The organism is Acidobacteriota bacterium (assembly GCA_039028635.1).
GTDB lineage: Bacteria > Acidobacteriota > Thermoanaerobaculia > Multivoradales > JBCCEF01 > JBCCEF01.
Map to the genome: position 1 here is coordinate 1 of JBCCHV010000014.1, position 25,113 is coordinate 25,113.

At 68.4% G+C, this 25,113-nt stretch carries 19 protein-coding genes; 8 read left to right on the top strand and 11 right to left on the bottom strand.

Features of this window, described 5'->3' with window-relative positions:
- Nucleotides 1-131 precede the first annotated feature (131 nt).
- Nucleotides 132-1,784 carry an RHS repeat-associated core domain-containing protein gene (locus AAF604_07935; protein MEM7049572.1) on the top strand — a complete coding sequence of 551 codons (1,653 nt, stop codon included), beginning with the start codon at nucleotides 132-134 and terminating at the stop codon, nucleotides 1,782-1,784.
- Between the two features lie 614 nt (nucleotides 1,785-2,398).
- Here AAF604_07935 and AAF604_07940 read toward each other — a convergent pair.
- The 5 genes from AAF604_07940 to apaG form a co-directional block, all read right to left on the bottom strand.
- A complete protein-coding gene (locus AAF604_07940; GenBank protein ID MEM7049573.1) occupies nucleotides 2,399-3,148 on the bottom strand; it encodes a class I SAM-dependent methyltransferase in 750 nt (249 codons plus the stop codon).
- Nucleotides 3,149-3,172: 24 nt separating this feature from the next.
- Nucleotides 3,173-4,525, bottom strand: a complete 1,353-nt coding sequence (locus AAF604_07945; GenBank protein MEM7049574.1) for a lyase family protein — start codon at nucleotides 4,523-4,525, stop codon at nucleotides 3,173-3,175.
- Nucleotides 4,522-5,757, bottom strand: a complete 1,236-nt coding sequence (locus tag AAF604_07950; GenBank protein ID MEM7049575.1) for an argininosuccinate synthase — start codon at nucleotides 5,755-5,757, stop codon at nucleotides 4,522-4,524. The genes AAF604_07945 and AAF604_07950 overlap by 4 nt, the downstream gene beginning before the upstream one ends.
- Before the next feature lie 159 nt (nucleotides 5,758-5,916).
- Nucleotides 5,917-7,632: a hypothetical protein gene (locus tag AAF604_07955; protein MEM7049576.1), complete on the bottom strand. Its 1,716-nt coding sequence runs from the start codon at nucleotides 7,630-7,632 to the stop codon at nucleotides 5,917-5,919.
- 106 nt (nucleotides 7,633-7,738) lie between these two features.
- The gene (apaG, locus tag AAF604_07960) at nucleotides 7,739-8,119 is read right to left on the bottom strand and encodes a Co2+/Mg2+ efflux protein ApaG (GenBank protein ID MEM7049577.1); all 381 of its coding nucleotides are present in this window, start codon (nucleotides 8,117-8,119) and stop codon (nucleotides 7,739-7,741) included.
- 113 nt (nucleotides 8,120-8,232) lie between these two features.
- Between apaG and AAF604_07965 the strand changes: the two genes are divergently transcribed.
- From AAF604_07965 to AAF604_07985, 5 genes are read left to right on the top strand one after another with little or no spacing between them, the layout of a single operon-like run.
- Nucleotides 8,233-9,156 (top strand): ABC transporter ATP-binding protein, encoded by a 924-nt coding sequence (locus AAF604_07965; protein ID MEM7049578.1) that lies wholly within the window; start codon nucleotides 8,233-8,235, stop codon nucleotides 9,154-9,156.
- Nucleotides 9,153-9,911: an ABC transporter permease gene (locus tag AAF604_07970; protein MEM7049579.1), complete on the top strand. Its 759-nt coding sequence runs from the start codon at nucleotides 9,153-9,155 to the stop codon at nucleotides 9,909-9,911. The genes AAF604_07965 and AAF604_07970 overlap by 4 nt, the downstream gene beginning before the upstream one ends.
- Nucleotides 9,904-11,679, top strand: coding sequence for an amidohydrolase family protein (locus tag AAF604_07975; protein MEM7049580.1), 1,776 nt, complete (start codon nucleotides 9,904-9,906; stop codon nucleotides 11,677-11,679). Before AAF604_07970 ends, AAF604_07975 begins: the two co-directional genes overlap by 8 nt.
- Before the next feature lie 3 nt (nucleotides 11,680-11,682).
- On the top strand, nucleotides 11,683-12,777 hold the full coding sequence (locus AAF604_07980; protein MEM7049581.1) for a sensor histidine kinase: 1,095 nt from the start codon (nucleotides 11,683-11,685) through the stop codon (nucleotides 12,775-12,777).
- Nucleotides 12,774-13,391, top strand: a complete 618-nt coding sequence (locus tag AAF604_07985) for a response regulator transcription factor (protein ID MEM7049582.1) — start codon at nucleotides 12,774-12,776, stop codon at nucleotides 13,389-13,391. Before AAF604_07980 ends, AAF604_07985 begins: the two co-directional genes overlap by 4 nt.
- 25 nt (nucleotides 13,392-13,416) lie before the next feature.
- On the opposite strand, the gene AAF604_07990 is transcribed toward AAF604_07985, so the two are convergent.
- On the bottom strand, nucleotides 13,417-14,676 hold the full coding sequence (locus tag AAF604_07990; protein MEM7049583.1) for a phosphopantothenoylcysteine decarboxylase: 1,260 nt from the start codon (nucleotides 14,674-14,676) through the stop codon (nucleotides 13,417-13,419).
- Nucleotides 14,677-14,682: 6 nt separating this feature from the next.
- On the bottom strand, nucleotides 14,683-16,731 hold the full coding sequence (locus AAF604_07995; protein MEM7049584.1) for a DEAD/DEAH box helicase: 2,049 nt from the start codon (nucleotides 16,729-16,731) through the stop codon (nucleotides 14,683-14,685).
- 329 nt (nucleotides 16,732-17,060) lie between these two features.
- Between AAF604_07995 and rocD the strand changes: the two genes are divergently transcribed.
- Complete coding sequence (gene rocD, locus AAF604_08000; protein ID MEM7049585.1) at nucleotides 17,061-18,332, top strand: ornithine--oxo-acid transaminase; 1,272 nt, start codon at nucleotides 17,061-17,063, stop codon at nucleotides 18,330-18,332.
- A gap of 560 nt (nucleotides 18,333-18,892) precedes the next feature.
- On the opposite strand, the gene lepB is transcribed toward rocD, so the two are convergent.
- On the bottom strand, nucleotides 18,893-19,666 hold the full coding sequence (gene lepB, locus AAF604_08005) for a signal peptidase I (protein MEM7049586.1): 774 nt from the start codon (nucleotides 19,664-19,666) through the stop codon (nucleotides 18,893-18,895).
- Nucleotides 19,666-20,454 carry a hypothetical protein gene (locus AAF604_08010; protein ID MEM7049587.1) on the bottom strand — a complete coding sequence of 263 codons (789 nt, stop codon included), beginning with the start codon at nucleotides 20,452-20,454 and terminating at the stop codon, nucleotides 19,666-19,668. The genes lepB and AAF604_08010 overlap by 1 nt, the downstream gene beginning before the upstream one ends.
- Before the next feature lie 309 nt (nucleotides 20,455-20,763).
- Between AAF604_08010 and AAF604_08015 the strand changes: the two genes are divergently transcribed.
- The gene (locus AAF604_08015) at nucleotides 20,764-21,621 is read left to right on the top strand and encodes a dienelactone hydrolase family protein (protein MEM7049588.1); all 858 of its coding nucleotides are present in this window, start codon (nucleotides 20,764-20,766) and stop codon (nucleotides 21,619-21,621) included.
- A gap of 10 nt (nucleotides 21,622-21,631) precedes the next feature.
- Here AAF604_08015 and pgl read toward each other — a convergent pair whose 3' ends face one another.
- Together pgl and AAF604_08025 are read right to left on the bottom strand one after the other, a co-directional pair.
- Complete coding sequence (gene pgl, locus AAF604_08020) at nucleotides 21,632-22,360, bottom strand: 6-phosphogluconolactonase (protein MEM7049589.1); 729 nt, start codon at nucleotides 22,358-22,360, stop codon at nucleotides 21,632-21,634.
- Between the two features lie 8 nt (nucleotides 22,361-22,368).
- The gene (locus tag AAF604_08025) at nucleotides 22,369-25,074 is read right to left on the bottom strand and encodes a bifunctional transaldolase/phosoglucose isomerase (GenBank protein ID MEM7049590.1); all 2,706 of its coding nucleotides are present in this window, start codon (nucleotides 25,072-25,074) and stop codon (nucleotides 22,369-22,371) included.
- Nucleotides 25,075-25,113 lie beyond the last annotated feature (39 nt).

Below are 25,113 nucleotides of genomic sequence, written 5' to 3' on the forward strand. Positions count from 1 at the left end.
CGAGCATCCTGCGCCACGGCGAATCCGTCGACTACTGCTACGACCGCTTCGGCCGCGTCACCCGCGATGGCGAGCTCACTTACGGTCACGACGCGAACGGCAACCGAGAGACCATCGGCTATCCTGGAGGCGTGATCGCAAGCTACGACTACGACTTCGCCGACCGGCAGGAGTCACTGTCGGTCGACGACGGCGTGAATCCCGCGCAGCCGGTCGCGACCGGCGCCTCCTATCGGCCGAGCGGCCCGCTCGAGGAGGTCACCCTCGGCAACGGCCTGGTGGAAACGCGCGGTTCTGACGATCGCTACTACCCCTTGAGCATCTCCACTGGTGCGCTCTTCACCTGGACCTACGCCACCGATCCCGTCGGCAACATCGCAGCGATCACCGGCGGAAACCTCGGCGATCGCTCCTACGGCTATCAAGCTCCTCAGGATTTCCTCACCAATGCCGTGGGGCCCTGGGGCAGCCTCGGGTGGAGCTACGACCGTCTCGGCAATCGAGTCTCCGAGACGCGAGACACCGTCACCGACACCTACAGCTACACGCCGAACGCCTGCTCTCTCCCGGACCGTAATTGCCCCGGCAACACGGCCTTGCTCGAGAACATCGCGCTGGGTGCCGGCGGAAGCCGTGACTACAGCTTCGGCCTGGCCGGCCATCTCGAAGAGGTGACCGCTGGAGCCCACCAGGTCCTTTTCGACTCCGATGGCGAAGGTCGCCTGTCGAGCCTGCGCCGCCCGGCGGTCAACCAGGCCGCCGAGATGCTCTACGACGGCCGTAGCTTCCTCCTGAGCGCGACCGAGATCCCGGCGAAGAACGAGATCTTCAGGGATGGTTTCGAAACCGGCGGTACGGGCTGCTGGAGCGCTCAGGTGGGAAGTGCTGGAGGAACTGGCGGCGCTGGCTGCTTCTCCAACCAAGGCCGAAGAGTGCGGCCGATCTACGACTCCGAGGGCACCGTGCATGTCCTGAGGGCAAGACCGGACGTCAACGGCACCGAAGAGTCGACCTTCGTCTTCTACCTCGCCGGTCGTCCGGTGGCCCAGCTCGACCAGGCCAGCAGCTCCTGGAGTTTCTTCACCACCGATCACCTCGGCACTCCGATTCTCGTCACCGACGACAGCGGCAACCTACTCTGGCAGGGCGGCTTCGAGCCCTTCGGTAACGACTGGCAAGCCGGCACGGTCGCCGGCGCCAGCGAGAACGGCGTCTTCTTGAGGCTACCGGGGCAGTGGGTCGACTCGGCATGGGGTGGGGCAAGTGAAGGAGCGAAGGTCTTCTACAACTTGTATCGCTGGTATGAGAACAGCACGGGAAGGTATGCGAAGGTGGATCCTCTCGGGTTCGAAGGAGGACCGAATCCTTACGTCTACTCACGTGCCAATCCTCTGGCTTCGCTTGATCCAACCGGGCTCACTTCCTACAGAGGCTTCCCGCCAGACAAGGAGACTGCGATTAAAGACGCCGTCAAAACAGTGAAAGAAAAGCTTGAGGACACTTGCTGTGTGGAAGACCCGGACGAACTGTTGCGGAAACTGGAAACCGCAACTCTCATCTACAAACCCGGACTTGATGGCCTGTGCGGAAGGGTTGGTCCGATTGACTTCTTGCGGCGCCGAATGAAGCTCGGGCCTATTACCTATGAGCCAGGGCGTTGCGGACCTCTTGAGTGCACAGTTCTGCACGAACTCATTCACCTCAGAACGATCAGCGAAAACGCAGCATACAAGGCAGAGAAAGACTGCTTCAATTGCGGAACCGGAGCGCCTCCCAATGACTAGAGCTGTGCTGATAGCGTTTCTTTCCTTGAGTTTCGCTTGCATATCGACCGCCGGGAAGTGCCCAAAGTCTTACCTAAAAGTTCCAGTAACTGTGACAGCGCCAGAGGCAGACCTATCGGTGCGCTTACGCCCAATCTTTGATGGGTCTACATGGGCGCCTCAAGCGGCTTACCCAATAGATGCGGAGCTTTCAGAGATCCAGATCCGATTCGAAACTCACTCGGAAAATCGAGGATTTCGCCACAAATGCAACCGTAGACCCGAGGGCGTAGTAATGGAGATCGTGAAAGACGATCGAGTCGTACGAAGCACAACGCTCATGGTGCCTCGAGACTTCTTGCGGGGTGGCCGAGGTGACTGGATCGCCAAGTCTACGCTCAGCCTTCCCGATCTCGCTGAGGAGCCACAGTGATTCGACCTCTGTTCTTCGGCTAAAACTTAACAGGTAGGGTCCCCCTCTCCCGATTCACTCTGCCAGGCTATAGGTCGCCCAAATAATAGTCCTGACCGAGCTCCTCAGGACTTCCCGTCTAGCTGCGACGCCGCGCCGATCGCTGCCTTGCGCCTCCTACAACCCGAGTCCGTTCGCCAAGGGAGCCGGTGAGAAAACTTGACTAGAGGTCCAACCGCCCGACCCGCAGATGGAGGGGCCAACGGATGGTCTGGGGTTCTTCGGGGTCGCCCCAGGCGGCGCGCAGGTCATCGGCGATGATCGCCATCGGGTCTTTCTTTTCGGCGGCGCGGTAGCGAGTGGTGGCGGACCAGGTCTCGAGGTAGCCGAGCAGCCGCTCGAGGGTCCAGTCGGCGCGCATGTCGATCTCCGGCACGTCGACCTCGACGAAGGGGAAGGGCACCGTGCGGTAACCGGCCTCGAGAAGGCGCCGCTCCGGCGGCCAGTAGGGCCCGACCACCTGGCTGTAGTAGCGATTGACGACAGCGTTGACGCGCGGGGAGGCCTGCAGGTTGTTGTAGCACCAGACGGCGATCACGCCATCCGCCGACAGCACCCGCTCGACCTCGGCGTAGAAGCTCGGCAGGTCGAGCCAATGGAGCGCTTGGGCGACCGTCACCAGATCGACGGAGGAGTCCTCCAAGGTGGGCTCCTCGGCCGCCACCGCCCGGTACTCCACCCGCCGATGCTGACTGGCGGAATCGATCTGGCTCTGCGACAGATCGGTCGCCACGACGCGATCGAAGTGCTCGGCGAGAGCCACCGCCGCCTGTCCACTGCCGGTGGCGCAGTCCCAGGCCAGCCGACACCGGCCCACCAGGCTGGCGAGATGGGTGAACAGCTCCGCCGGATAGCTCGGACGGAAGCGCGCGTAGCCGTCGGCAACGGCGGAGAAATGATCGGACCGGCTCATGCCGGAGGTTCCTCGCGGTGGATCTCAGCGCTCCTCTGCGAGAAGGTCCCAAGCGGCACCCTCGCGTTCCGACGTTGCGCGCAGCCACTCGGCGGCCTCCCGCCGCCGCCTGCGACTGGCATCGAGATCGAGGGCGCCGGGAGCACCGAGGTGGGTGCGCAAGCGCCAGCTCTCCGCCGGATCACCGGAGACGGCGCCTTCCGGGTCCTGCGCCACCGCTTTGTAGGCGGTGCGGAAAGGCTCGCCCTCGGCGACCCGCCGGAAGACCTCGTCGGTGGCCCCGATGGAACGCTGGAAGGCGGCGCGGCAGCGCTCGGCATCGACCTCGAGGGTCTCGAGCACCGGTAGCATCGCCGCCAGCAGGTCGCCGGCGCCCACCATCGCTTCGAGGAAGGGTTCCTTGGTGAGCTGCAGATCACGGTGGTATCCGGAGGACAAAGGACCCGCGATGGCGGCGATCTCCGCCTGCCGGCTGCGCCAGCGAGCGCTGCCGGCACGCACCAGCTCGAGGACGTCCGGATTGCGCTTTTGGGGCATGATGCTCGAGCCGGTGGTCACCGCCGTCGCCAGGCGCACAAAGCGCAGCTCGTCGCTGGCGAACCAGATCAGATCCGCCGCCAAGCGCCCCATGTCGAGCACCGGTCCGAGCACCGCCGCCAGCACCAGAAACTCGCCCTTGCCGCGGTCGTTCTGAACCGCCAGGGTGTTTTCCTGCACCGCCGAGAAGGCGAGCTTGTCGGCCACCGTCTGGCGCGCCAAGGGCAGCGGCACACCGTAGCCGGCGGCGCTCCCCAAAGGCGAGCGATCGACGTGCTCGTAGGCGGTGCGCAGCCAGGGCAGCGCCGCCAGCAGACCCTCGGCATGGGCGGCGAACAGGAAACCCAGGGTCGAAGGCACCGCCTGGCGAGCGTGGGTGTAGCCCGGCACGGAAACCTCGCGATGCTCGTCGGCGAGCGCGAGCAGGCGATCGGCGAGGCCCAGGACCTGGCCCCCCAGGTCGAGCAGGGCGCGGCGGGCGAACAGGCGGGTGGCGGCGATCACCTGATCGTTGCGGCTGCGCCCGGTGTGGATGCGTTTGCCGGCCTCGCCGAGGCGCTCGACGAGACGGTTCTCGATTGCCGTGTGGCCATCCTCGTCTTCGAAGCGCACCTCGAACTCGCCGCTGACGGCCTGCCGGGCGATCACCGCCAGCTCGCGCCGCAGAGCCTCGAACTCGCTCTCCGACAGGATGCCGATCTCGAGCAAGCCGGCGGCATGGGCGGCGCTCGCCAGAGCATCGAATGGCACCAGTCGGCAATCGAGCTCCGGATCTCGGCCGGTGGTGAAGCGCGCGATGCGCTCGTCCACCGGCTCGCCGCGATCCCACAGACGGCTCATCGCTCGTCGGCTCCCCCAACGATCACCTGGTGCGCACCGAGGCGCAGGGCGTTGATGCGAATGAAGCCGCGGGCATCCTTCTGGTCGTAGCCGCCTTCGACATCCATCGACGACAGGTCCTGGTCGTAGAGGGAGCTCGGGGACTCGCGGCCGAGCACATGAACGCCGCCTTTGTAGAGGTCGAGGCGCACCTTGCCGTCGATCAATCGCTGGGCCTGGGCGAAGGCGGCCCGGATGAAGTCCATCTCAGGACTGAACCAGAAGCCGTTGTAGATCAGCTCCGAGAACTTGGGCGACAGGGAGTCGCGCAGGCGCAGCACCTCGCGATCCATGGCGATGCCCTCGAGATCGCGCAGGGCGTGATGAAGGATTGTGCCGCCGGGGGTTTCGTAGACGCCACGCGACTTGATGCCGACGAAGCGGTTCTCGACCATGTCGACGCGGCCGACGCCGTGCTCGCCGCCGAGGCGGTTGAGGGCCACGAACATCTCCAGCGGATCGTCCCAGGCGGCACCCTGGTCGAGGTCCCGCACCGCGACCGGCAGGGCGTCCCGGAACTCGATCTCGAGCCGCGCCGGCGTCTCCGGAGCGTCGAGGGGTGAGCGGGTAAGGCGGAAGATGTCGTCCGGCGGCGCCAGCAGCGGATCCTCCAGCATGCCCGCCTCGTAGCTCTTGTGCATCAGGTTCTCGTCCGAGCTGAAGGGCTTCTCCGCCGTCGCCTCCACCGGAATCTGACGTTCGCGGGCGAACTCGAGGAGGTCCGGGCGGCCCTTGAAGCGCTCCAGGAACGGCCCCTCTTTCCACGGCGAGATGATCTCGAGACGGGGGGCGAGGGCGGCATAGGCGAGCTCGAAACGAACCTGGTCGTTGCCTTTTCCGGTGGCGCCGTGGGCCACCGCGCCGGCCTTCTCGGCGAGTGCGATCTCGACCTGCCGACGCGCGATCAGAGGGCGCGCCAGGGCCGTGCCCAGCAGGTAACGATTCTCGTAGATGGCGTTGCCGGCGATGGCCGGATAGATGAACTCGGTGACGAAGTCTCGTCGCAGGTTCTCGACATAGACCTTCGTGGCCCCGGTGGCCAGGGCGCGCTCGCCCACCTCTTCGAAGTCATCCTGCTGTCCGACATCGGCAACATAGGCGATCACCTCATAGCCACGCTCCTGCAGCACCTTCAGGATGCAGGCCGTGTCGAGGCCACCGCTGTAAGCGAGAACTACCTTTTTGTCGCTCATCGGGCCCTCCCGAGCTGGTTCGTACGGAGGGCCGATCCTAACCTCTCTCGGGCATAAGACAACCCCCTGAAGAGGGATTGTGGGCAGTCTCAGACTCCCCGGCTGCCCTACCCCCCGGAGGGCCAATTCCGGGAAGCCGCTGAGCCTCGGATTCGGAGCTTACGGAACTTCGGCGACGCTCACCCGAATGCCCCAGGCATCGGGCTGCGCCGGCGGATCCGCGTTCCACTCGCCGTAGGCATGAGAGTTGTCGGTGCGAAAGTGCACGGCGTAGTTGCCGGCCGGCAAGCGCAAACGCCGCTGGACTCGCCGGTTCTTGGTCGCTCCACCGGCATCGACGGTGTCTTCGTAGGCCATTTCCCAAACCCGCGCACCGGAGTCGCGGTCTTCGATCCAACCGTAGTCCGCCATGCCCGAACGGGTGCCCTCGCCGAGGGCCGAGACGGTGACCTCGGTCTCGCGGACGAGCTCGAAGTCCTGGCTCGAGTGAACGCCGTCCCGCACCCGCTCGACGCGCGCCAAGGGCACCAGCCCGACCGCTTCCGTGAGACGGCCGAAGAGCTGGCGGTCGAAGTCCGCCGTCGGCGCCATCAGGGTCAGCCCCCAGCGCTCCTGGTCCGCCGGCGGCGCCGCGTTCCAGTCGGGGTAAGAGTGAGAGCCATCGCTGACGTAGTAGGCGGTGTAGGTGCCGGCGGGCAGGGTCACGACCTCGTCGGCGAGGCGGTTCTTGCGCGCTCCACCGCCATCGCGAGAGCCCTCATAAGTCATCTCCCACACCTTCTCACCGCTGCCTTGGTCGACGATCCAGCCATAGTCGTACATCTCGCGGCGCGCGCCCTCGCCGAGAGCGTAGATGCGCAACGCCGTCTCCGAGGACAACTGGAAGGCCAGCTCGCGCTGCTCGCCGTCGCCCACCTCGATCGCCGCCGCCAGGACCTGCTGATCGAAGAAGGCCGGAGCATCGAAGGAGGTCGCGTCGACCGCCGTCAGGGTACGCACGGTGAGCCCCCAGTGGGTGGGATCGTGCGGCGGTGCGGCATTCCACTCCTGCCAGGAATGGGAGCCATCGGTGGCCACCCCGGCAACATAGCGGCCGGCCGGCAGCTCGAGGCGGCGCAGAGTGGTGCGGTTTTTCTCCGCCCCACCGGCCGGCTCGGAGGTATCGCGATCGAGCTGCCACAGCACCTCGCCGCTCTCGGCGTCGGCGATCCAGGCGTAGTCATAGCGCCCGCTGCGGGTGACCTCGCCAGTCGACCGCACCTCGACCGTCGCGGCCGTCGGCAGGCGGAAGCCGCGCTGCTCGCGATCGCCGTCGCCCAATTGGGCGAGATCGATCAACAGGCCACGGCGCCGCTCCTCGATCCAGCGCTTCTGCTCGGCGGCCGACACCGCTTCGCCGTCACCGCGCACGACGACCGACACCAACTCGACCTTGGCGCGGTAGGACTCGAGGCCGGCGAGCATCCGCAAAGCGGTTCCCACCACCGGAATGGCGTCGAGATCGGCCTCCGAATCGGGGGCGGCGGCACCGTAGAGCTCATAGTCCCCGGCCTCGAGAAAGAGCTCCCGGGTGAGCTCGAAGGCCTTGCGGTCCTTGTCGTCGGCATCGTCTTCGTCGAGCACCCAGACGGCACGACGACTGTCCGCATCGAGCAGCCAGGCGGCCACCCGCTCGCCGTTGCCGAGGGTGTCCACCGGCCCCCGGGCTGCGATGGTGACGCGACCCGAGCGCTCCAGCCGGAACGGCTCTACGATGACGTCGCCGGGCTCGAGGTCCTCGACGCGGCCGAGCTCGGCGGCTCCCAGGGGCAACGCCATGCCCCCTGCCAAGACCAGTCCCAGACCTTGAATCCACAGCTTCCGCAAATTGCTCATAGTCGCGATCCCCAAAGGCGTTCGACGCCGGCTTGTCTTCGGATGGACGGACGAAATCCGTCCCTGCCCGCACTACGCAGGCCGGCCAATCCGTGTTTCAGGCGGGCTAGTTGACGGCGTTGGGTGCCGCCAGCGTGAAGCGACCGATCTCGGCCTCGAAGGACTCCTCCGACGAGATCTCCATCCAGTAGCTCCCCTCCATCCAGCCGACGGCCGTTTCCAGGGGACAAAAGGACGAGTACTCGAAGCTCTCGCCCGGCTCGAGGGTCGGCTGTTGCCCCACCACGCCGGCGCCCTCGACGACCTGCTGGCGACCCTCGCCGTCGGTAATCACCCAGCGACGGCTGATCAGGCGGACGGTCTGATCGCCCAGGTTGCTGATGCGCACGCGATAGGAGAACAGGAACTGCTCCGGCGGTTTGCTGTGGTCCGGCTCGAAGCTCGCCTCGACCTCGATGCGGATGCCCTGGGTGACGGTATCGCTCATGTCCATCAGCGTTTATCACAGGCTCATGACAATTGTCATGGTGGATCGATGACAGAGCGCACTGTCGCGGCCCCCCGAGCGACGCCAAACTGCCAGGCGAAAGGAGAGAAGTCATGAGCTCGAATTCCAACTCACCGGTCGCCCACTTGCAGGGCGCCGTCAAGCAATACGGCCGCGTCACCGCCCTCGACGGTGTCGACTTCGCCACCCACGGCGGCGAGGTCGTCGCCCTGCTGGGGCCCAACGGCGCCGGCAAAACCACCCTCGTCGGACTCCTGCTCGGACTGCTGTCGCCGGACGCCGGCACCGCCGAGCTCTTCGGCCGGCGACCGAACAGCCTGGCGGCACGTCGCCGGGTCGGCGCCATGCTGCAAATTTCCGGCGTTCCCGAGACGCTGCGGGTCGAGGAGCACATCCGGCTGTTCTCGAGCTACTACCCGCGGCCTCTGCCGCTCACCGAAGTGCTCGCGCTGGCCGGCCTCGAAGAGCTCCGGCGGCGGCCCTTCGGCAAGCTCTCCGGCGGCGAGCGCCAGCGCCTGCTCTTCGCCCTCGCCATCTGCGGCAATCCCGACCTGCTCTTCCTCGACGAGCCGACGGTCGGCCTCGACGTCGCCAGCCGGCGGGCTCTCTGGGAGCGCATCGCGCAGTTCGCCCGCGAAGGCCGCTCGGTCATCCTGACCACCCACTACCTGGAGGAGGCGGACGCCCTCGCGGATCGCGTGCTGGTGCTCGATCGCGGCCGCATCCGGGCCGCCGGCACTTCCCAGGAGATCAAAGCCCAGGTGGGCGGCAAAACCATCCGCTGCCACACCCACCTCGACGACGGCACTCTGCGCGCGCTACCGGGAGTGCAGCGCCTGCAACGCACCGCCGAGCCCCACGACCCGCGGGTCGAGCTGACGGTGCAAAACGCCGAACAGACCCTCCGGGCTCTGCTCGAGCGGGATCCCGACCTCAGCCACCTCGAGGTCCGCAGCGCCGCCCTCGAAGACGCATTCCTGGCCCTTCTCGAGGGCCGTGAGGAGAAAGCCGCATGAGCCCCCTCGGCACCTATTTCCTGGAGTCCCGCTACGAGGTCGTCAAGACCTTCCGCATGCCGTCCTTCGTCATCCCCACGCTGACCTTCCCTTGGATGTTCTACATCCTCTTCGGCCTCGCCTTCAGCCCACCCGGAGGGCAAGGGCCGATGGCCACCTACCTGCTAGCGACCTACGGCGCATTCGGGGTCATCGGCGCCACCCTGTTTGCCTTTGGTGTCGGTCTGGCGAGCGAGCGGGCGCAAGGTTGGCTGCGCCTCAAGCGCGCCAGCCCGATGCCCGCCGGCGCCTACTTCCTGGCCAAGCTCGGCACCGCGGTGCTGTTCTCGCTGACCATCGTCGCCGGACTCGCCGCCCTCGCCACCTTCGTCGGCGAGGTCGAGCTCCCCGCTTCGGCGTGGCTCGAGCTGGTCGTCATCTTCCTCGCCGGCACCCTGCCCTTCGCCGCCCTCGGCCTCACCCTCGGCTACCTGTGCACCGCACATTCGGCGCCGGCGGTGATCAATTTGATCTACCTGCCGATGGCCTTCCTCTCCGGCCTGTGGATCCCGATCCACATCCTGCCCGGCTGGGTCCAGGCGGCGGCACCCTTCCTGCCGGCCTACTCTTTCGCCCAGCTCGCCCTCGGGGCGGTCGGTCTCGAAACTCAGCAATCGGTCGGGCGCAGCCTCGCCACACTATGCTTCTTTACACTGTTGCTGCTCGGCACGGCCTATCTCGCGTCGCGCCGCCCGAGAGGAAACAACCATGATTAAGCGCTGCCTCATCTCCCTCGCCCTTCTCACCTGCGGTTTCGCCCTGGCGGCCGACGAGCTACCCAGCGACGACTTCGTGATCCTCGACGTGCGCCTCTTCGATGGCGAGACGAGCCTCGAAAAGGCCACCGTCGTCGTGCGCGACGGCCGCATCGTGGCGGTTGGGGAGGCCCTGCCGTGGGCTGCCGAGCTGCCGGTGGTGAAAGGCGCCGGCCGCACCCTCCTACCGGGCCTGATCGACAGCCACACCCATTGCTGGGGCAACGCCCTCGAGCAAGCCTTGACCTTCGGCGTCACCACCGCCATCGACATGTTCACCAATGCCGATTGGGCCGCCGGGGTGCGTCGCCAGCAGTCCGAGAACGGCAATCCCGGCAAAGCGGACCTCTACTCCGCCAGCGTCCTGGTGACGGCGCCGGGCGGCCACGGCACCCAGTACGGCCTCGGCATTCCGACCCTCGAGGCGGGCGCCGATGTCGACGCCTTCGTCGCCGCCCGCCTCGCCGAAGGCTCCGACTTCATCAAGGTGGTTCACGAGGACGGCAAGGGTTGGGGCACCGAAACCCCGACCCTCGACATCGACACCATTCGGGCCGTCGCCGCGGCGGCCCACCGGCGGGAGCGCCTCGCCGTCGCCCACATCGGGACTCGCGAGGCCGCCCTCGAGGTGATGGCGACCGGAGTCGATGGCCTGGTTCACCTGTTCATCGATGCCGCGCCGGGCGACGATTTCGGCCGCCGAGCGGCAAAGCACGGCATCTTCGTCGTGCCCACCCTGGCGGTACTCGAGAACTTCCAGCGCAAGGGCGGTGAGACGGTGCTGCAGGATGAGCGGCTGTCCCCCTACCTCGACGGCGACCAGCGCGCCAGCCTGGCCCGCAGCTTCGGACCGCAGCGCAAGACCGACAACCGCTTCGAGCACGCCCTCGAGACCGTTCGGCTACTACGCCAGGCACAGGTTGCGGTGCTCGCGGGCACCGACGCCCCCAATCCGGGAACGGCCCACGGTGCCAGCATGCACCGCGAGCTCGAGCTGCTGGTCGAGGCCGGCCTGACGCCCGGCGAGGCCCTCGCCGCCGCCACCGCGGTACCGGCAGAGTCCTTTGGCCTGCAGGACCGCGGCCGCATCGAGGTCGGGCGCCGTGCCGATCTTCTGCTGGTCGAGGGCGACCCCCTCGACGACATCACCGCCAGCCGCGACATCGTCGCCGTCTGGAAGCTCGGGGTGGCCACCGAGCGGCGGCGGCAAGACGTCGAGAAGCCCAAGCATCCGGTGGTCTCCCAAAAACTGATCAGCGATTTCGACGCCGGCGAACTGAGCGCCGAGTTCGGATTCGGCTGGCAGCCGACCACCGACCAGATGGCCGGTGGAGCCTCCGAAACGAAGCTCGCCGTGATCACCGACGACGCACGCGGCGGCGTCCTCGAGATTCGCGGCGAGGTCAAGACCGGCTTTCCCTTTCCCTGGGCCGGTGCCATGTTCTTTCCCGCCGACCAGCCGATGGCGGCGGTCGACGTCTCGGCCAATCGCGCCGTGACGTTCATGGCCCGCGGTGATGGCGGAACCTACCGGCTGATGGTCTTCGCGCGCCGCCTCGGCCAGATTCCGGTGCAAACGACCTTCGTCGCCGACGACACCTGGGAGCGTCACAGCGTTGCTTTCGAATCCCTCGGTATCGATGGCTCCGACCTCCTCGGTATCGCTTTCGCCGGCGGCCCCGGCCTCGGCGAGTTCCGCTTCGAGATCGATCAGGTCGAGCTCGAGTAGACGATGGCCCTTCGCCTCCTGCCCCGCGATGCAGTCCACGGCTGGACCCCTTATGCCTGGCTCATCTACCTCGGCTTCTACTTGATGCACCCGGCCATCGGCCAGGCGGGCGCACTCGAATGGGGCCGCACCGCGGCCCTGACGGGGCTCTTCCTGGTGTTCTACTTTCGCGGCTACTGGGTCGACGAGGGCCAGGCCGTCGCTCCGGCCTTGGGCATTCTCGGCGTCGCTTTGCTGGCGGCGCCGGGCAACCCCGGGGCGGCCTGCTTTCCGATCTATGCCGCCGGCGCCTTCGGCCAGTCCCAGCGAGGCCGGGCCGCCCTGCGCTGGATCGCCGTCGTGCTGGTCACCGTCGTGCTGCAGAGCTGGTGGTTCGACCTGCCGATCCTCTACTGGGCCATCGCCTTGGCCTTCTCGACCCTGGTCGGCGGCATCTGCTTCCATTACGCCGAGCTGAGCCGCAATCGCCGCGCCCTCGAGGCCAGCCAGGAGGAGGTCGAGCGCCTCGCCACCCAGGCCGAGCGCGAGCGCATCGCCCGCGACCTGCACGATCTCCTCGGCCACACCCTGTCTTTGATCACCCTCAAGTCGGAGCTGGCGGCGCGGCTGGCGGCGAGCGATCCGGAACGGGCCGCCGGCGAGATGCGCCAGGTGGAAGAGATCTCCCGTCGCGCCCTGTCGGAGGTTCGCGCCGCGGTCACCGGCTACCGCCTCGGCAGCCTGGCGGAAGAGCTGGCGCGGGCCGACAGCACGCTGCGCGCCGCCGGCATCGAGCTGGTGCGCCAGGACCGCGCGGTGCAGCTCCCGGAGGAGCAGAGCCAGATCTTCTCCTTCGTGCTGCGCGAAGCGCTCACCAACGTTCTGCGCCACTCCCGGGCCACCACCTGCACCGTCGAGCTGCGCGGCGACGACCAGGGCTGGCTGCTGACGGTCAGCGACGACGGCATCGGCGGTGGGCGCGAAGGCTCCGGCCTGCGCGGCATGCGGGAACGACTGCAGGCCGCCGGTGGCAGCCTGGTGCGCTCCCTGGAGGGCGGTACCCGGCTGGTGGCTCGGCTGCCGGCGGAGCCGCGCGCAGCGCACGGAGAAGCTTCGTGATCCGAGTGCTCCTCGTCGAGGATCAGGCGATGGTGCGTGGCGCCCTCGCGGCTCTCCTCGACCTGGAGCACGACATCACCGTCTGCGGCCAGGCGGAGCACGGCCGGGAGGCCCTCGGCCTGCTCGCCGACAGCGCTCCGGACATCGTGGTGACGGATATCGAAATGCCCGAGATGAGTGGCCTCGAGCTCGCCGCCGAAGTCCACCGGCGCAACGGCGAGCAGGCCTCGGACAAACCGCGGGTCGTCATCCTCACCACCTTCGGACGGCACGGCTACCTACGCCGCGCCCTCGACGCCGGCGCCGCCGGCTACCTCCTCAAGGACTCGCCGGCGAGCGACCTCGCCGACGCCCTGCGCCGAGTTCATCGCGGTCTGCGAGCCGTCGACCCCGAGCTCGCCGCCGACGCCTGGGGCGCTCCGGACCCCCTCACCGAGCGCGAACGGCAGGTGCTGCGACTCGCCGGCGAAGGCCACAGCACCGCCGCCATCGCCGGCCGCATCCACCTCTCCGAAGGCACCGTCCGCAACTACCTCTCGGAGGCGATCCACAAGCTCGGCGCCGGCAACCGCACCGAGGCAGCGCGCATCGCGCGCCAGGAGGGCTGGCTCTAACCCCTGTTTCCGTCGCTGTTTGGGCTCAGCCGGAGTCTGCGCCGGCCTGCTGCTCCAGATAGTCGGCGAGGGCTCGGGCGATACCGCGCTTGTCGACCAGGCGCTGGGGCTCGGCCCCTTCGGTGGTGAGGTAGGCCACCTGCTCGCCGTTGGGGCCACGCTCTTCGCCGCGGTTGGCGACCACCGCCTGGTAGCCGCGGGCGCGCCGCGCGGCGGCGATCTCGAGCAGCTCCTGGTGAGAGATGTCCTCCTGGTACTTGAAGGTCACCATGTGGAGGTCTGGGAAACGCTGGCGCACGGTCTCGACGACCTTCTCCGTGGGCTCGAGCTCGAGGCTCTGCAGAGCTCCCCCGCTGGGGGTCTTGCCGGGCAGCACGGTGATCGGTCGATAGTCGGCGACGGCGGCCGAGAAGACGGCGAAGGGGCAGGCCTTCTCGCCGAGAACCTCGAGCACCTGATGCCGGTAGTCGTCGAAGTTTCGGACCGGCCGGCAGGGCAGGTACTCGGGCGGCGAGAACGGGCTCTCGCCGTGCACCCAGTGGACTTCGGCACCGCGCAGGTAGAGCTCTTCGGCGATGCGGCAGCCTAGCTCGCCGGTGAACTTGTTGGTCAACCGGCGGATGGCATCGATCACCACCGCCGTCGGGCCACCGGTGACCAGCAGCGAAACGCCGGCCAGGGGCGACCGGCTGACGGCGCGACAGACCTCCGCCACCAGCACCTCTTCACTCGGTAGGTTGTGCTTGCCGTAGTCGTCCCGCGGCGGAATCACCCGCACCCCGAGATCGGCCAGCCGCCGCAGGGAGTCGGTGAGGATGCGGGTGTGCAGGGTGCCGTGCATGGTGGGCGCCACCAGCACCTGGGTCTCGCCCCGCTCCAGCCGCCCGATGGCCGACGCCAGCGTCGAGGTGACGACGCTATCGGCGGTGCCGCCGGCGATCTTGTTGAGGCTGTTGTAGGTCGCCGGCGCCAGCAGGTAGGCGTCGAAGGGCTGCCCGTCGCTGAGGTGCTCCGCCGCCGGGGTGAGGCGGGTCACCACCGGTCGGACGGTGCTCCAGGCGAGGGTTTCCTCGGTGACATAGCGTAGCCCCTCGCGCGACACGAAGGCGGTCACCTCGGCGCCCCGACGACGCAGCGCGCGCGCCACCAGCGGAGCCTTCATGGCGGCGATGCCGCCGGTCACCAGCAGGGCGATGCGGCGCCCGACGAGCTGCTCGCCGAGGAGCGGCACGTCATGGTCGCCGAGCTCCGCGCTGCGCGGCGGAGAAAAGTCCCAGTCGCCCACGACGAGCTAACCGCGCTTACGGTGACGCATGGCGCGGAAGCGCTCGACGATCGCCTCTCGCTCCGGGGACAGGGCCGTCGAGCGGCTCTTGGCCGGCGATCGCTGACCCGGCTTGCGCGACGCCCCACCGGACGCCTGGCGCTTCGCCGGCGGCGCCGCCTTGGCGGGCGCGCTGGAAGCCGCCTTCGCCGGCGGCGCCGGTGCTTCGGGAGCCGCCCGGGGCCGAGAAACGGCCTCCGGCTGAGGAGCTGGCGGAGTCTTCTGGATCTCGGCAGGAGGTCGAGGTGCGTCTGCCTCCTGGGGCTTGGGAGCTGCCTGGGGTTTGGGGGCTGCCTTCGGCTTCGGAGACGATGGCTTCGCGACCGGCGCCGGTCGTGGCGACGCCGCAGGGCCGGGTCGACCACCGCGCCGCCGCGCCTGCATCTCCCGGAATCGCTGCAGCACCGAGTCGCGGTCCGAATCCACCGCGACCGGCCGGGACCGGCTCGCCTGGGGCGAAGCCTGGTGATCGTCCGGTGCCGCCTCGCTGCCGGTCGGTTGCGGCGCCGAAGCGGCGTCCTGGACCGGCGCTTCGGCAGCGCCCGGGGTCGGCGACGCTGTCGCCTCGGAAGCCGGCTCCGCCGGCTGTGCGTCGGGGCCTGCCGACGACGCCGCGGCCACCTCGGCTTCCACCACCTCTGGGGATTCGGCTGCGGCCGAAGCAGTCTCGGGCGGAACAGCCTCGGTGGCATCGGTCTTGGCGGCGGCCTTGGCCGCCGCGGCGCGAATCTGTTCCTCGACGGCCTTGAGCTCCGCCTTGCGCTTGGCGGCCGCCGCTCTCTCGGCAGCGGCCTTCACCTTCGCTGCCTTGGCGGCCTCGCGCCGCGCCCGCTCCTTCTCCTGCCGTTCGCGCTCGGCGGCCTCCTCCTCCGGCGTCGGCACCGAGCGACCGGTCTGGTAGTCGAAGTCCTCCGCCGTCAGGCGCGGCAGCTTGCTGCGGATGGCGCGCTCGATGGCGTGCAGGTCGGCGAGCTCACGGGCCGCCACAAAGGTGATGGCATCGCCCGTCGCCTGCTGCCGGCCGGTGCGGCCGATGCGATGGATGTAGTCCTCCGGCTGACTCGGCACATCGACATTGACCACGTGGCTGAGGCCCTCGACGTCGATCCCTCGAGCCGCCACGTCGGTCGCCACCAGCACCCGGTACTTGCCCTTCTTGAAGGCTTCGAGGGCGCGGGTGCGCTGCATTTGGGAACGGTCTCCGTGGATCGCCGTCACCGAGATTCCGTGGCCCTTGAGATAGCCCGCCAGACGATCGGCCCGTTCCTTGGTGCGGGTGAAGGCGAGGGCGTTCTCGATGCCGCCGCGCTTCAGGAGGTGCAGCAGCAGGGCCGGTTTGTGAGCGTGCCGGACGGCATAGGTGACCTGGGTGATGCCGTCCGCCGGCGCCGCCTTGCGCTCGATGTTGATCGTCACCGGCTCCTTCAGGAGCTCCTTGGCGAGGGAGGCGATGGGCCCCGGCATGGTGGCCGAGAACAACATCGTCTGGCGGCGTCCGGGAAGCTTCTGAAGAATCCGTCGGATGTCCGGAATGAATCCCATGTCGAGCATGCGATCGGCCTCGTCCAGCACCAGGAACTCGACCCCGTCGAGATGGCCATAGGGACGGCGCAGATGATCGAGCAAACGCCCGGGGGTGGCGATCATCATGTCGACGCCTTGCCGGAAGGCCTTTTCCTGGGGCTCGAAGGCGACGCCGCCGTGAATCACCGCAGCGGTCAGCGGCGTGTGCTTGCCGAGGGACTGCAGGTGCTCTTCGATCTGAGCCGCCAGCTCGCGGGTCGGGGTCAGAGCGAGGGCCCGGGTGACCCCCCGCGAGCGCTCGAGGAGCTGGTGCAGGATGGGCAGCAGAAAGGCCGCCGTCTTGCCGCTTCCGGTCATCGCGGCACCGAGCAGGTCGCGTCCGGCAAGGCCCGGCGGAATCGCGTCGGCCTGGATCGGGGTGGGCTCGGTGAATCCGAGGTCGGCGATTCCGCGCAGTAGATCGGGGGCCAGGTTCAGCTCATCAAAGGTCATCGGGGCTCCCCGGCTGGCCGTTCTCCTCCCCTTCCACGAAGTGGATTCTGAACCCAGCCAAGATCACGATATGGAGGTCCATCGGACGGCGGACTCGGGCGAAGGGCCACCGGCCTGCTTTTCCGTCGATTGTAACCGAAAAGGCTGATAGGGCGTAACTTGCCCGGCTCCGAGCCGCCCGTTCGCGGCCCCACCCGAGGTCGACCCGAGGAGGACGCGAAGGGCACCGATAATCAGGTGCGCAACTCGGGATGTGGCCCCCGGGGTATCAACTGTGGTACAAGCTGGTCGCCAACGACGAAACGGACTCGATTGGGGGACTCGAAACCATGACCACTGCCGAAATCAAGACCAAGCCCGCCCTGAGCAGCGCCGAGCTGATCGAGCTCGAGGACCACTACGGGGCGCACAATTATCACCCCCTCGACGTCGTCATCTCACGCGCCGAAGGGATTTGGGTGTGGGACGTCGAGGGCAATCGCTACATGGATTTCCTCGCCTCCTACTCGGCCGTCAACCAGGGCCACTGCCATCCCAAGATCGTCGACGCCCTGGTCGAGCAGGCGCGCCGCGTCGCCCTCACCTCGCGCGCCTTCCGCAACGACCAGCTCGGCCTCTTCTACAAAGAGCTCTGCGAGCTCACCGGCTTCGCCCGTGCGCTGCCCATGAACAGCGGCGCCGAGGCCGTCGAGACGGCGATCAAGGCGGCCCGCAAGTGGGCCTACACGGTCAAGGGCGTCGACGAGGACCAGGCCGAGATTCTGGTCTTCGATCAGAACTTCCACGGTCGCACCACCACCATCGTCGGCTTCTCCTCGGATCAGCAGTACAAGGAGGGCTTCGGTCCCTTCACTCCCGGCTTCCGGATCCTCCCCTATGGCGACATCGACGCCGTGCGCGAGGCGATCACGCCCAACACCGCCGCGGTGCTGATCGAGCCGATCCAGGGCGAGGGCGGCATCATCCTGCCGCAGGATGGCTTCCTCGCCGAGCTGCGCGAGGTCACCCAGGAGCACCGCGTGCTCCTGATGCTCGACGAGATCCAGTCCGGCCTCGGCCGCACCGGCAAGATGTTCGCGTACGAGCACGAGGGCATTCGCCCGGACGTGGTGATCATCGGCAAGGCCCTCTCCGGCGGCCTCTATCCGGTGTCGGCGATCCTCGCCGACGACGAGGTGATGGGCGTCTTCCACCCCGGCGACCACGGCTCCACCTACGGCGGCAACCCGGTGGCCGCGGCAGTCGCCCGCACCGCCCTCCGGGTGCTCATCGACGAGGACCTGATCGGCAACTCGGCGCGCCTCGGCGACTACCTGATGGAGCGCCTCCAGGCGATTCCCTCGAATTACGTCCACGAGTACCGCGGCCGCGGCCTGTGGGTCGGCATCGAGCTCAAGCCCGAAGCCAATGGCGCCCGGCGCTTCTGCGAAGAGCTCCAGAAGCACGGCATCCTGTGCAAGGAAACGCACGAGAACGTGATTCGTATCGCGCCGCCCTTGACCATCACCAAGGACGAGCTCGACTGGGCCCTCGAGCGCATCGAAAAGGTGCTCATGAAGCTGGTCTGGCCGGCCCCGCCGGTCGACCCGTCCATGGCCTGAGGCTCACCCCTCAGGCAGGCCACCAGACCCCGGCGCGAGAGGCCCTCGCCCGGGGTCTTTTCATTTCAAGGCGGCGCCGAGCCCAACGGGCGCAGAGCCGGCCTCACCCACGGCAGCCGGGAGAGCATCGGCCTGCTGCTGCAGGACAGGGCGAGCCTGCAGTTCGCAATGGGTGAGTGCAGATCTGAGAACGCCATAGCCCAAGGCAGCCTGCCAAGCAAGCAGCCGTGTGCTAATCCAGCACACGGCGTCCGAGGGCAAAGCCCGAGGCGGCGGCCTAAGCCGCCGAGGAAAGGGGGTGAGAGCCAACGACCTGTGCGTTGGTTCGAGGGGGGCGCCTATAGCCCTTAGGCCACTCGATCCTCCGAAACTAAGCAGCCGCCTGCCAGGCAGCAGGCGGCTCCGAGGGGGAAGCCCGAGGCGGCGGCGAAAGCAGCCGAGGACGGGGGTGAGGCCTGGCCGGCCGCACCGCACGACATGTGCGTGCGGGCCGGGCCGCGGAGGCGAGGGGGGCGCCTTCAGCCCCCCTGGAAAAGACAGCCGCGACGCGGCTCGTTAAGTTACGGCAAACCGAGGAAGAAACGGCTCCAGCGGGGGGCGCGATGGCGCTCCGGATCGAGGGAGAACACCACCGTCGTGGCCTCGCCCACGATCAGGGTGCGGTCGACAAATCCGAAGGCGCGTGAGTCGCTGCTGTTGTCGCGATTGTCGCCCATCACGAAGTAGCTGCCTTCGGGCACCACCGTGGGTCCGAAGGTGCGGAAGCGGGCGCGCCGCCCGAAGCCGGCGTCCATCTCACGCCAGATCACCGGGTGACTCTCGTCGTTCTCCATGGTCTCCCAGAAGACCTGGCCGTCGTCGAGCAGCACTTCCTGGTCGAGGCCCAGGGCGAGCTCGTGCTCCTCCGGCCCGAAGGGTCGATAGGAGGCCAGCTCGCCGTTGATCTGCACCCGACCGTTGATCATCGAGATGCGATCCCCGGGCAGGCCCACCACCCGCTTGACCAGGCGCTTCTTCTTGCCCGCCGGCGAGTAGAGCACCACCACATCGCCACGCTGCGGGTCGTCCCACTCGAGCAGCCGGACGCGGGTGAAGGGCACCTTGAGGTCGTAGGCCAGCTTGTTGACGAAGATGCGCTCCCCTTCGAGGATGGTCGGCCGCATCGAGCCGGTGGGCACGTCGTTCCAGTCGGCCACCGCCGAGCGGAACGAGAAGACCACCAGCAAAACGACCAGGAAGGGCCGGATCCACTCGGTCCAGAAGCTGCGCAATTTCGACGGCGCCTCGGCGCTGGACTCGACGGTCGGAGCGGCGGGTTCGGGGGGAGTGCTCATCACTTATTCTCAGGCCACCAGGCCTCTTGGCCCGGCTGGCTCATCTGCCAATAGGGAAGACGATCGCACTTGGTCCTGCGGTAGCTCGTGCCATCGCTACGTTCGAGGCTCAGCAGCCGGTGCGGCTCGGCCTTCTCGAAAATATACGACATCCACCCCCGTCGGTTTTCAAGGCGCAGCTCGATGTCGTCGCCCGCGGCGGAGCGCCGCGTCAGGTCATAGGACTGCGCCTCGAGGCGCGGAAAGCGCCCTTCGAGGAGGGTCGGAAAGACTTCGAGCTGCGCCGGGGCGTTGCCGACGACGAACTCGCGCAGGAATCCCGGCAGCCCGTCCTCCGGCAAAGCGGCCGCGGGATAAGGCTGCCGCCGCAGTCCTTGGCCATCGAAATAGGAACGGGTGGTGAGCTCGCCGGCGATGATGTCCGCCGTCGAGACCCCGCACGCCTCGGTACTCGCCGCGGTCAGCTTGCGCAGGCTCCCGCTGCGCCGATCGATGAAGATGCTGGCCATCTGATGGTAGGCGTAGATGCCGGTCTGGACATCCCGAATGTGGTTGACCTTGAGGACATCGAAGCCATCCGGCCGCGGCACGTCGGCCTTGACCTCGAGATCCGGCGCCCACGGCTCCTTGACCACCACCAAGAGCGCTTGGCCGTCGTAGGAGTTGCCGTAGCGGCTCCAGGAAACCTCATAGGCGCAGTACTCGGCCTTGCCGTCATCCCACACCGGGCTCTGGCGCCAATCGGCGAAGGCCGGCACCGCGCACCACGCGAGCAGCAGGGCGAGCACCAGGCCTCCCCCGCAGGCTGAACTGCTTCGGCGACCGTTCATCGACTCTCGCACCTCCTGGGTTGCACTGCGTCCCTTCCCGAGCTCAGGCGGACGCAACGAAAACTTGACGGTTCAACGGACTCGCGCAGCAGCTCGAAAAGGGCAACAGGAGATCTGTCGGCAATCTTCCCACAAAGCGGGCCCTGCCAGGCCGGGCAATCGCGCCGGTCGACCACCGGCGGGATGGCGGCCCCTCGAGGTCGATCAGGCAGCGGCCACCGGCCCTTGATAGGGTCCCGCCGCGAAACCAACCCAAGGAGCCCGACCATGCGCCTGTGCAAAGTCCTGCTGATCCCGAGCCTCTTCGCCCTGCTCGCCGCCTGCGCCGGTGAGCACTCCCACACCGACCGCATGGCCCACGAGCATGCCAACGACGAGCCGGTGGCCGCCGACGCCCAGCGCGCCGCCGGAAAGGTGCTCGACGTCGAGAGCGAGCGGGTGGTCTATGGGCAGCAGGGGGACCTCGAGCTGTCGGGCTATCTCGCCCGGCCAGCCGGCAGTCAACCGGGTGAGTACCCCGGGCTGTTGGTGATCCACGAATGGTGGGGACTGAACGAGAACATCGAGACGATGGCGCGCATGCTGGCCCAGGAGGGCTATGTGGCGCTGGCCGTCGACCTCTACGGCGGCGAGGTCGCCGAGGATCGCGACTCGGCCCGCAGCCTGATGCAGGCGGCGATGACCGACAGCGCTGCCGGCGAGGAGAACCTGCGCCTGGCGCACGACTTCTTGGAGAGTCAGTGGTCGGTCCCGACCACCGGCGCCATCGGCTGGTGCTTCGGCGGCGGCTGGTCGCTACAGGCCGCCCTCCTGCACCCGGGCGAGCTCGACGCGGCGATCATCTACTACGGTCGCCTGGTGACCGACGAAGCGATCCTGGCCGATCTCACAACGCCCATCCTCGGCCTCTTCGGAGCCCTCGACGGGGGCATTCCGGTCGCTCAGGTCGAAGCCTTCGAGGCCGCCCTCGGGAAGCTCGGCAAGGCCGCCGAGATCCACGTCTATGAAGACGCCGACCATGCCTTCGCCAATCCCTCCGGCACGCGCTATCAGCCGGAAGCGGCGCGCGACGCCTGGTACAAGGCCCTCACTTTCCTGAAGAAAAACCTCGCCGCCACGGGCTGAGCGAGGCTGCCTACGAAACGCCGGTGAGGGCGGCGAGGTCGACGAACCAGCGCCGCCGCCCGGCCACCAGCGCCGCCGGCGGGACGCCACTCTGCGCCGGCGAGGACGCCAGCACGGAGCGCAGCGCCGGCAGCTTGCTCGCACCGCGCGCCAAGAACACCACCTGCCGGCAAGACGCCAACCCTCGCAGAGTGAAGGTCACCCGCTCGTGCGGCACCACCGGCGCTCGCCCCTCCGCCGCCAGCCGACCATCCTCGGTCGGCAAAGCTGCCGGGAACAGCGACGCCGTGTGGCCGTCCTCCCCCAGGCCGAGCAGAACCACGTCCCAACCGCCACGGGCCTCGCAGTGCTTGCGGAGCACCTGGTCGTAGGCGCGCGCCGCGGCGCGCGGCCCGAGCTCGCCGCGGATGCGATGAACCGCCGGCGGCGGGCCCGGCAAGGCTCTGAGAAGACAGGTCTCGACCATGGCGAAGTTGCTGTCGTCATGGTCCGGAGGGACGCAACGCTCGTCGCCGAAGAAGAGCTCGATGCGATCCCAGGGCAGCTCCGCCGCGGCCAGCAGCTCGTACACCGGGCGCGGCGTCGATCCTCCGGCGAGTACCAGGGAGGCGGCGCCACGATCGGCCACCGCCCGGCGCAGGTCTGCGGCGATCGCCGCGGCCGCCGCCGAAGCGAGCTCGGGGCTGGTCGCGACCACCACCAGCTCATCCCGAGGAGGACCCGCCGCGAAGGGCACCACACCAGCCCTCAGACGGCGACGGCGGCGAGCTGATCGACCAGGGCGCGCAATCCCGCGGCGCCGTCGCTCCCGAGGTCGAAGCGCCGCAGCTCGCGCTGCCTGGCCACCAGGGCGGCGGCGTCGCCGTCGGCCTGACCGCGCACCAAGGCGGCGAAACCGAAGTCCTTGCCTGGGACCTCTAGGTCTGCCGGCGGCTGATCGATGAGCTGCACGAACCGGCCGCCTGCCGGCCCGCCCTTGTGGAGCTGGCCGGTGGAATGGAGGAAGCGCGGCCCGAAACCGACGGTGACGGCGCAGCCGGCGTGGCGCGACAGGGCGCGGCGGAGGTCATCGAGCAGCGCCACGATCTCGCCCGTCGGCGGCAGGTAGGCCATCACCGCGACGTAGTCGGCCCCGGCGAGCCAGCCCTGCAAAGCCCCACCGCCGGCAACCACCGGCTGCGCCTCGGGAGCCGCGGCCGCCGCATCGGCGGCGGGAGCCATGGCGCGCTGGGTGAGCTCTTTGGCGAGCTGCACATCGGGCTGATCGAAGGGCTGGACACCGAGGGCGACGCCGGCCGCCGCGGTGGCCATCTCCCAGCGGAAGATCTCGCCGGCCAGATCGTGCGGATCGGCGAGGCGCAGGCGAACCACCGCGCGACCCGCTTCCGGCAGGGCGACGGCTTCGTCCCCGGCGAGCTCGAAGATCACGAACAGACGATCGTCCCCCGGGGCCGTCGCGCCTTCGCCGACCACCGGCAGCAGGCCGCGGCCGTCCTTGCCCAGGCTCTCGGCGATCAGCTGCTCGAGCCAATCGGGAAAGGACGACAGCCGCGGCGAGGTCATGAAGGTGATCTTGTCGCGGCCGGCGGCGCCTTCCTCGGCCAGCACCGCCGCCAGCTCGAGGGCAGGGTTGACCAGCTCCGAGCGGCGCGACGAGCAGGCCTCGGCCATGGCGACGGCGCGGTGCAGGAAGCGCTCGAGGTCGACGCCGATGAGGGCCGCCGGCAGCAAGCCGAAGGGACTGAGGGCCGAGTAACGGCCGCCGACGTCCGGCGGCGCCTCGAAGATACGGCGATAGCCGTCCTCGCGCGCCCGAGCGGCGAGGCCCGATCCGGGATCGGTGATCGCCACGAAGTGACGGCCGGGCTGATCGACGACCGCCGCCAGCCGCTGCCACAGAAGACGACGCAGGCAGTCCGTCTCGAGGGTCGAGCCGGACTTGCTGGCGACGACCACCAAGGTCTTGGCGAGGTCGCCGTCGGCGAGCTGCGCCGACACCGCCGCCGGGTGGGTGCTGTCGCCGACCACCAGCCGCGGGTAGCCAGCGGCATTGCCGAACACCGCCTGGAAAACCTCCGGCGCCAGGCTCGAGCCGCCCATGCCGAGAAGCAGCACCCGCTCGAAGCCCTCGCCGCGGATCTCGTCGGCGAAGGCGGTGAAATTCGCCAGCCGCGGGCGCATGCTCTCGGGCAAGGCCAGCCAGCCGAGGCGGTCGACCAGCTCCGGCGCCCAGTCGCTGCCGAAAAGGGTCGGGTCGCGACGCCACAGGCGCTCGGAGAAGCGCTCGTCCTGCCAACTCTGAAGACGCCGATGGACCCGCCAGCGGCTGTCCCCGAGGGTGGTTTCGAGGGCCGCCACGGACTGCGCCAGTACCGCCCGCCGCTTGCCCTCGACGGCCGCCAAGAGATCGTCGAAGGAACGCGCGAAGGCGGCCACGCCATCGGCCTGCAGCTGGTCGGTGACGGCGTCGAGGTCGACGCCGTGATCGGCGAGGGCGGCGAGCTGCCCGCGCGCCTCGTCGACCCCCTGGTCGAGGGTCGAGCGCACCTCCCCGTGATCGCGGAAGGCCTCGAGGGTCTTCGGAGGCAGGGTGTTGACGGTATCGCGACCGATCAGCTCTTCGACATAGAGGACGTCGCGATAGGCCGGGTTCTTGGTGCTGGTGCTGGCCCAAAGGACGCGCTGGGGGCGGGCTCCGCGGGCCTTCAGAGCGGCGAACCGGGAATCGCCGAAGATCTCTTGGAAGCGACGGTAGGCGACCTTGGCGTTGGCGATCGCCGCCTTGCCGAGGAGGGCCTCGGCGCCCGCGATCCCGTCGAGCTGGCGGTCGATGGCGGAATCGACCCGGCTGACGAAGAAGGACGCGACGCTCGCCACCTGCTGTGGCCGGGTGCAGCGCTCCAGCCCGCGCACGTAGGCCTGCGCCACCGCCTCGTAGTCGGAGAGGGAGAAGAGCAGCGTGACGTTGACGTTGATGCCCTCCGCCGTCAGCTCTTCGATCGCCGGCACGCCGGCCGCCGTCCCCGGCACCTTGATCATCAGGTTGGGCCGGTCGACGGCCTGCCAAAGGCGGCGCGCCTCGACCAGGGTGGCCTCGGTGTCGTGGGCCAGGTAAGGCGACACCTCGAGGCTGACGTAACCGTCGTCCCCACCGGTGTCGCCGTAGACCGGCGCCAGCAAATCCGCCGCCCGCCGGATGTCCTCGATCGCCAGCGCCTCGTAGAGCTCGCTGGCGGTGGTCGCGGGACGCCGGCCCAGGAGCTCCTGGAGCTCCTCGTCGTAGTCATCGCTGCCACCGATGGCCTGCTGGAAGATCGACGGGTTACTCGTCATGCCGCGCAAGCCGTCGGCTTCGATCAGCCGCGCCAGGCCACCGTCGACGAGCAGCTTGCGGCGAATGAAATCGAGCCAGACCGCCTGCCCTTGATCGCTCAACCGTCGCAATGGGTTCATCGTCTGTCGTCCTCCGAATCGTTCGCGCCAGAAATCCGC

Coding starts and splice junctions, on each gene's coding strand:
- AAF604_07940 (MEM7049573.1), bottom strand. CDS start 3,148: ATGAGCCGGTCCGATCATTTCTCCGCCGTTGCCGACGGCTACGCGCGC.
- AAF604_07945 (MEM7049574.1), bottom strand. CDS start 4,525: ATGAGCCGTCTGTGGGATCGCGGCGAGCCGGTGGACGAGCGCATCGCG.
- AAF604_07950 (MEM7049575.1), bottom strand. CDS start 5,757: ATGAGCGACAAAAAGGTAGTTCTCGCTTACAGCGGTGGCCTCGACACG.
- AAF604_07955 (MEM7049576.1), bottom strand. CDS start 7,632: ATGAGCAATTTGCGGAAGCTGTGGATTCAAGGTCTGGGACTGGTCTTG.
- apaG (MEM7049577.1), bottom strand. CDS start 8,119: ATGAGCGATACCGTCACCCAGGGCATCCGCATCGAGGTCGAGGCGAGC.
- AAF604_07965 (MEM7049578.1), top strand. CDS start 8,233: ATGAGCTCGAATTCCAACTCACCGGTCGCCCACTTGCAGGGCGCCGTC.
- AAF604_07970 (MEM7049579.1), top strand. CDS start 9,153: ATGAGCCCCCTCGGCACCTATTTCCTGGAGTCCCGCTACGAGGTCGTC.
- AAF604_07975 (MEM7049580.1), top strand. CDS start 9,904: ATGATTAAGCGCTGCCTCATCTCCCTCGCCCTTCTCACCTGCGGTTTC.
- AAF604_07980 (MEM7049581.1), top strand. CDS start 11,683: ATGGCCCTTCGCCTCCTGCCCCGCGATGCAGTCCACGGCTGGACCCCT.
- AAF604_07995 (MEM7049584.1), bottom strand. CDS start 16,731: ATGACCTTTGATGAGCTGAACCTGGCCCCCGATCTACTGCGCGGAATC.
- rocD (MEM7049585.1), top strand. CDS start 17,061: ATGACCACTGCCGAAATCAAGACCAAGCCCGCCCTGAGCAGCGCCGAG.
- lepB (MEM7049586.1), bottom strand. CDS start 19,666: ATGAGCACTCCCCCCGAACCCGCCGCTCCGACCGTCGAGTCCAGCGCC.
- AAF604_08015 (MEM7049588.1), top strand. CDS start 20,764: ATGCGCCTGTGCAAAGTCCTGCTGATCCCGAGCCTCTTCGCCCTGCTC.
- AAF604_08025 (MEM7049590.1), bottom strand. CDS start 25,074: ATGAACCCATTGCGACGGTTGAGCGATCAAGGGCAGGCGGTCTGGCTC.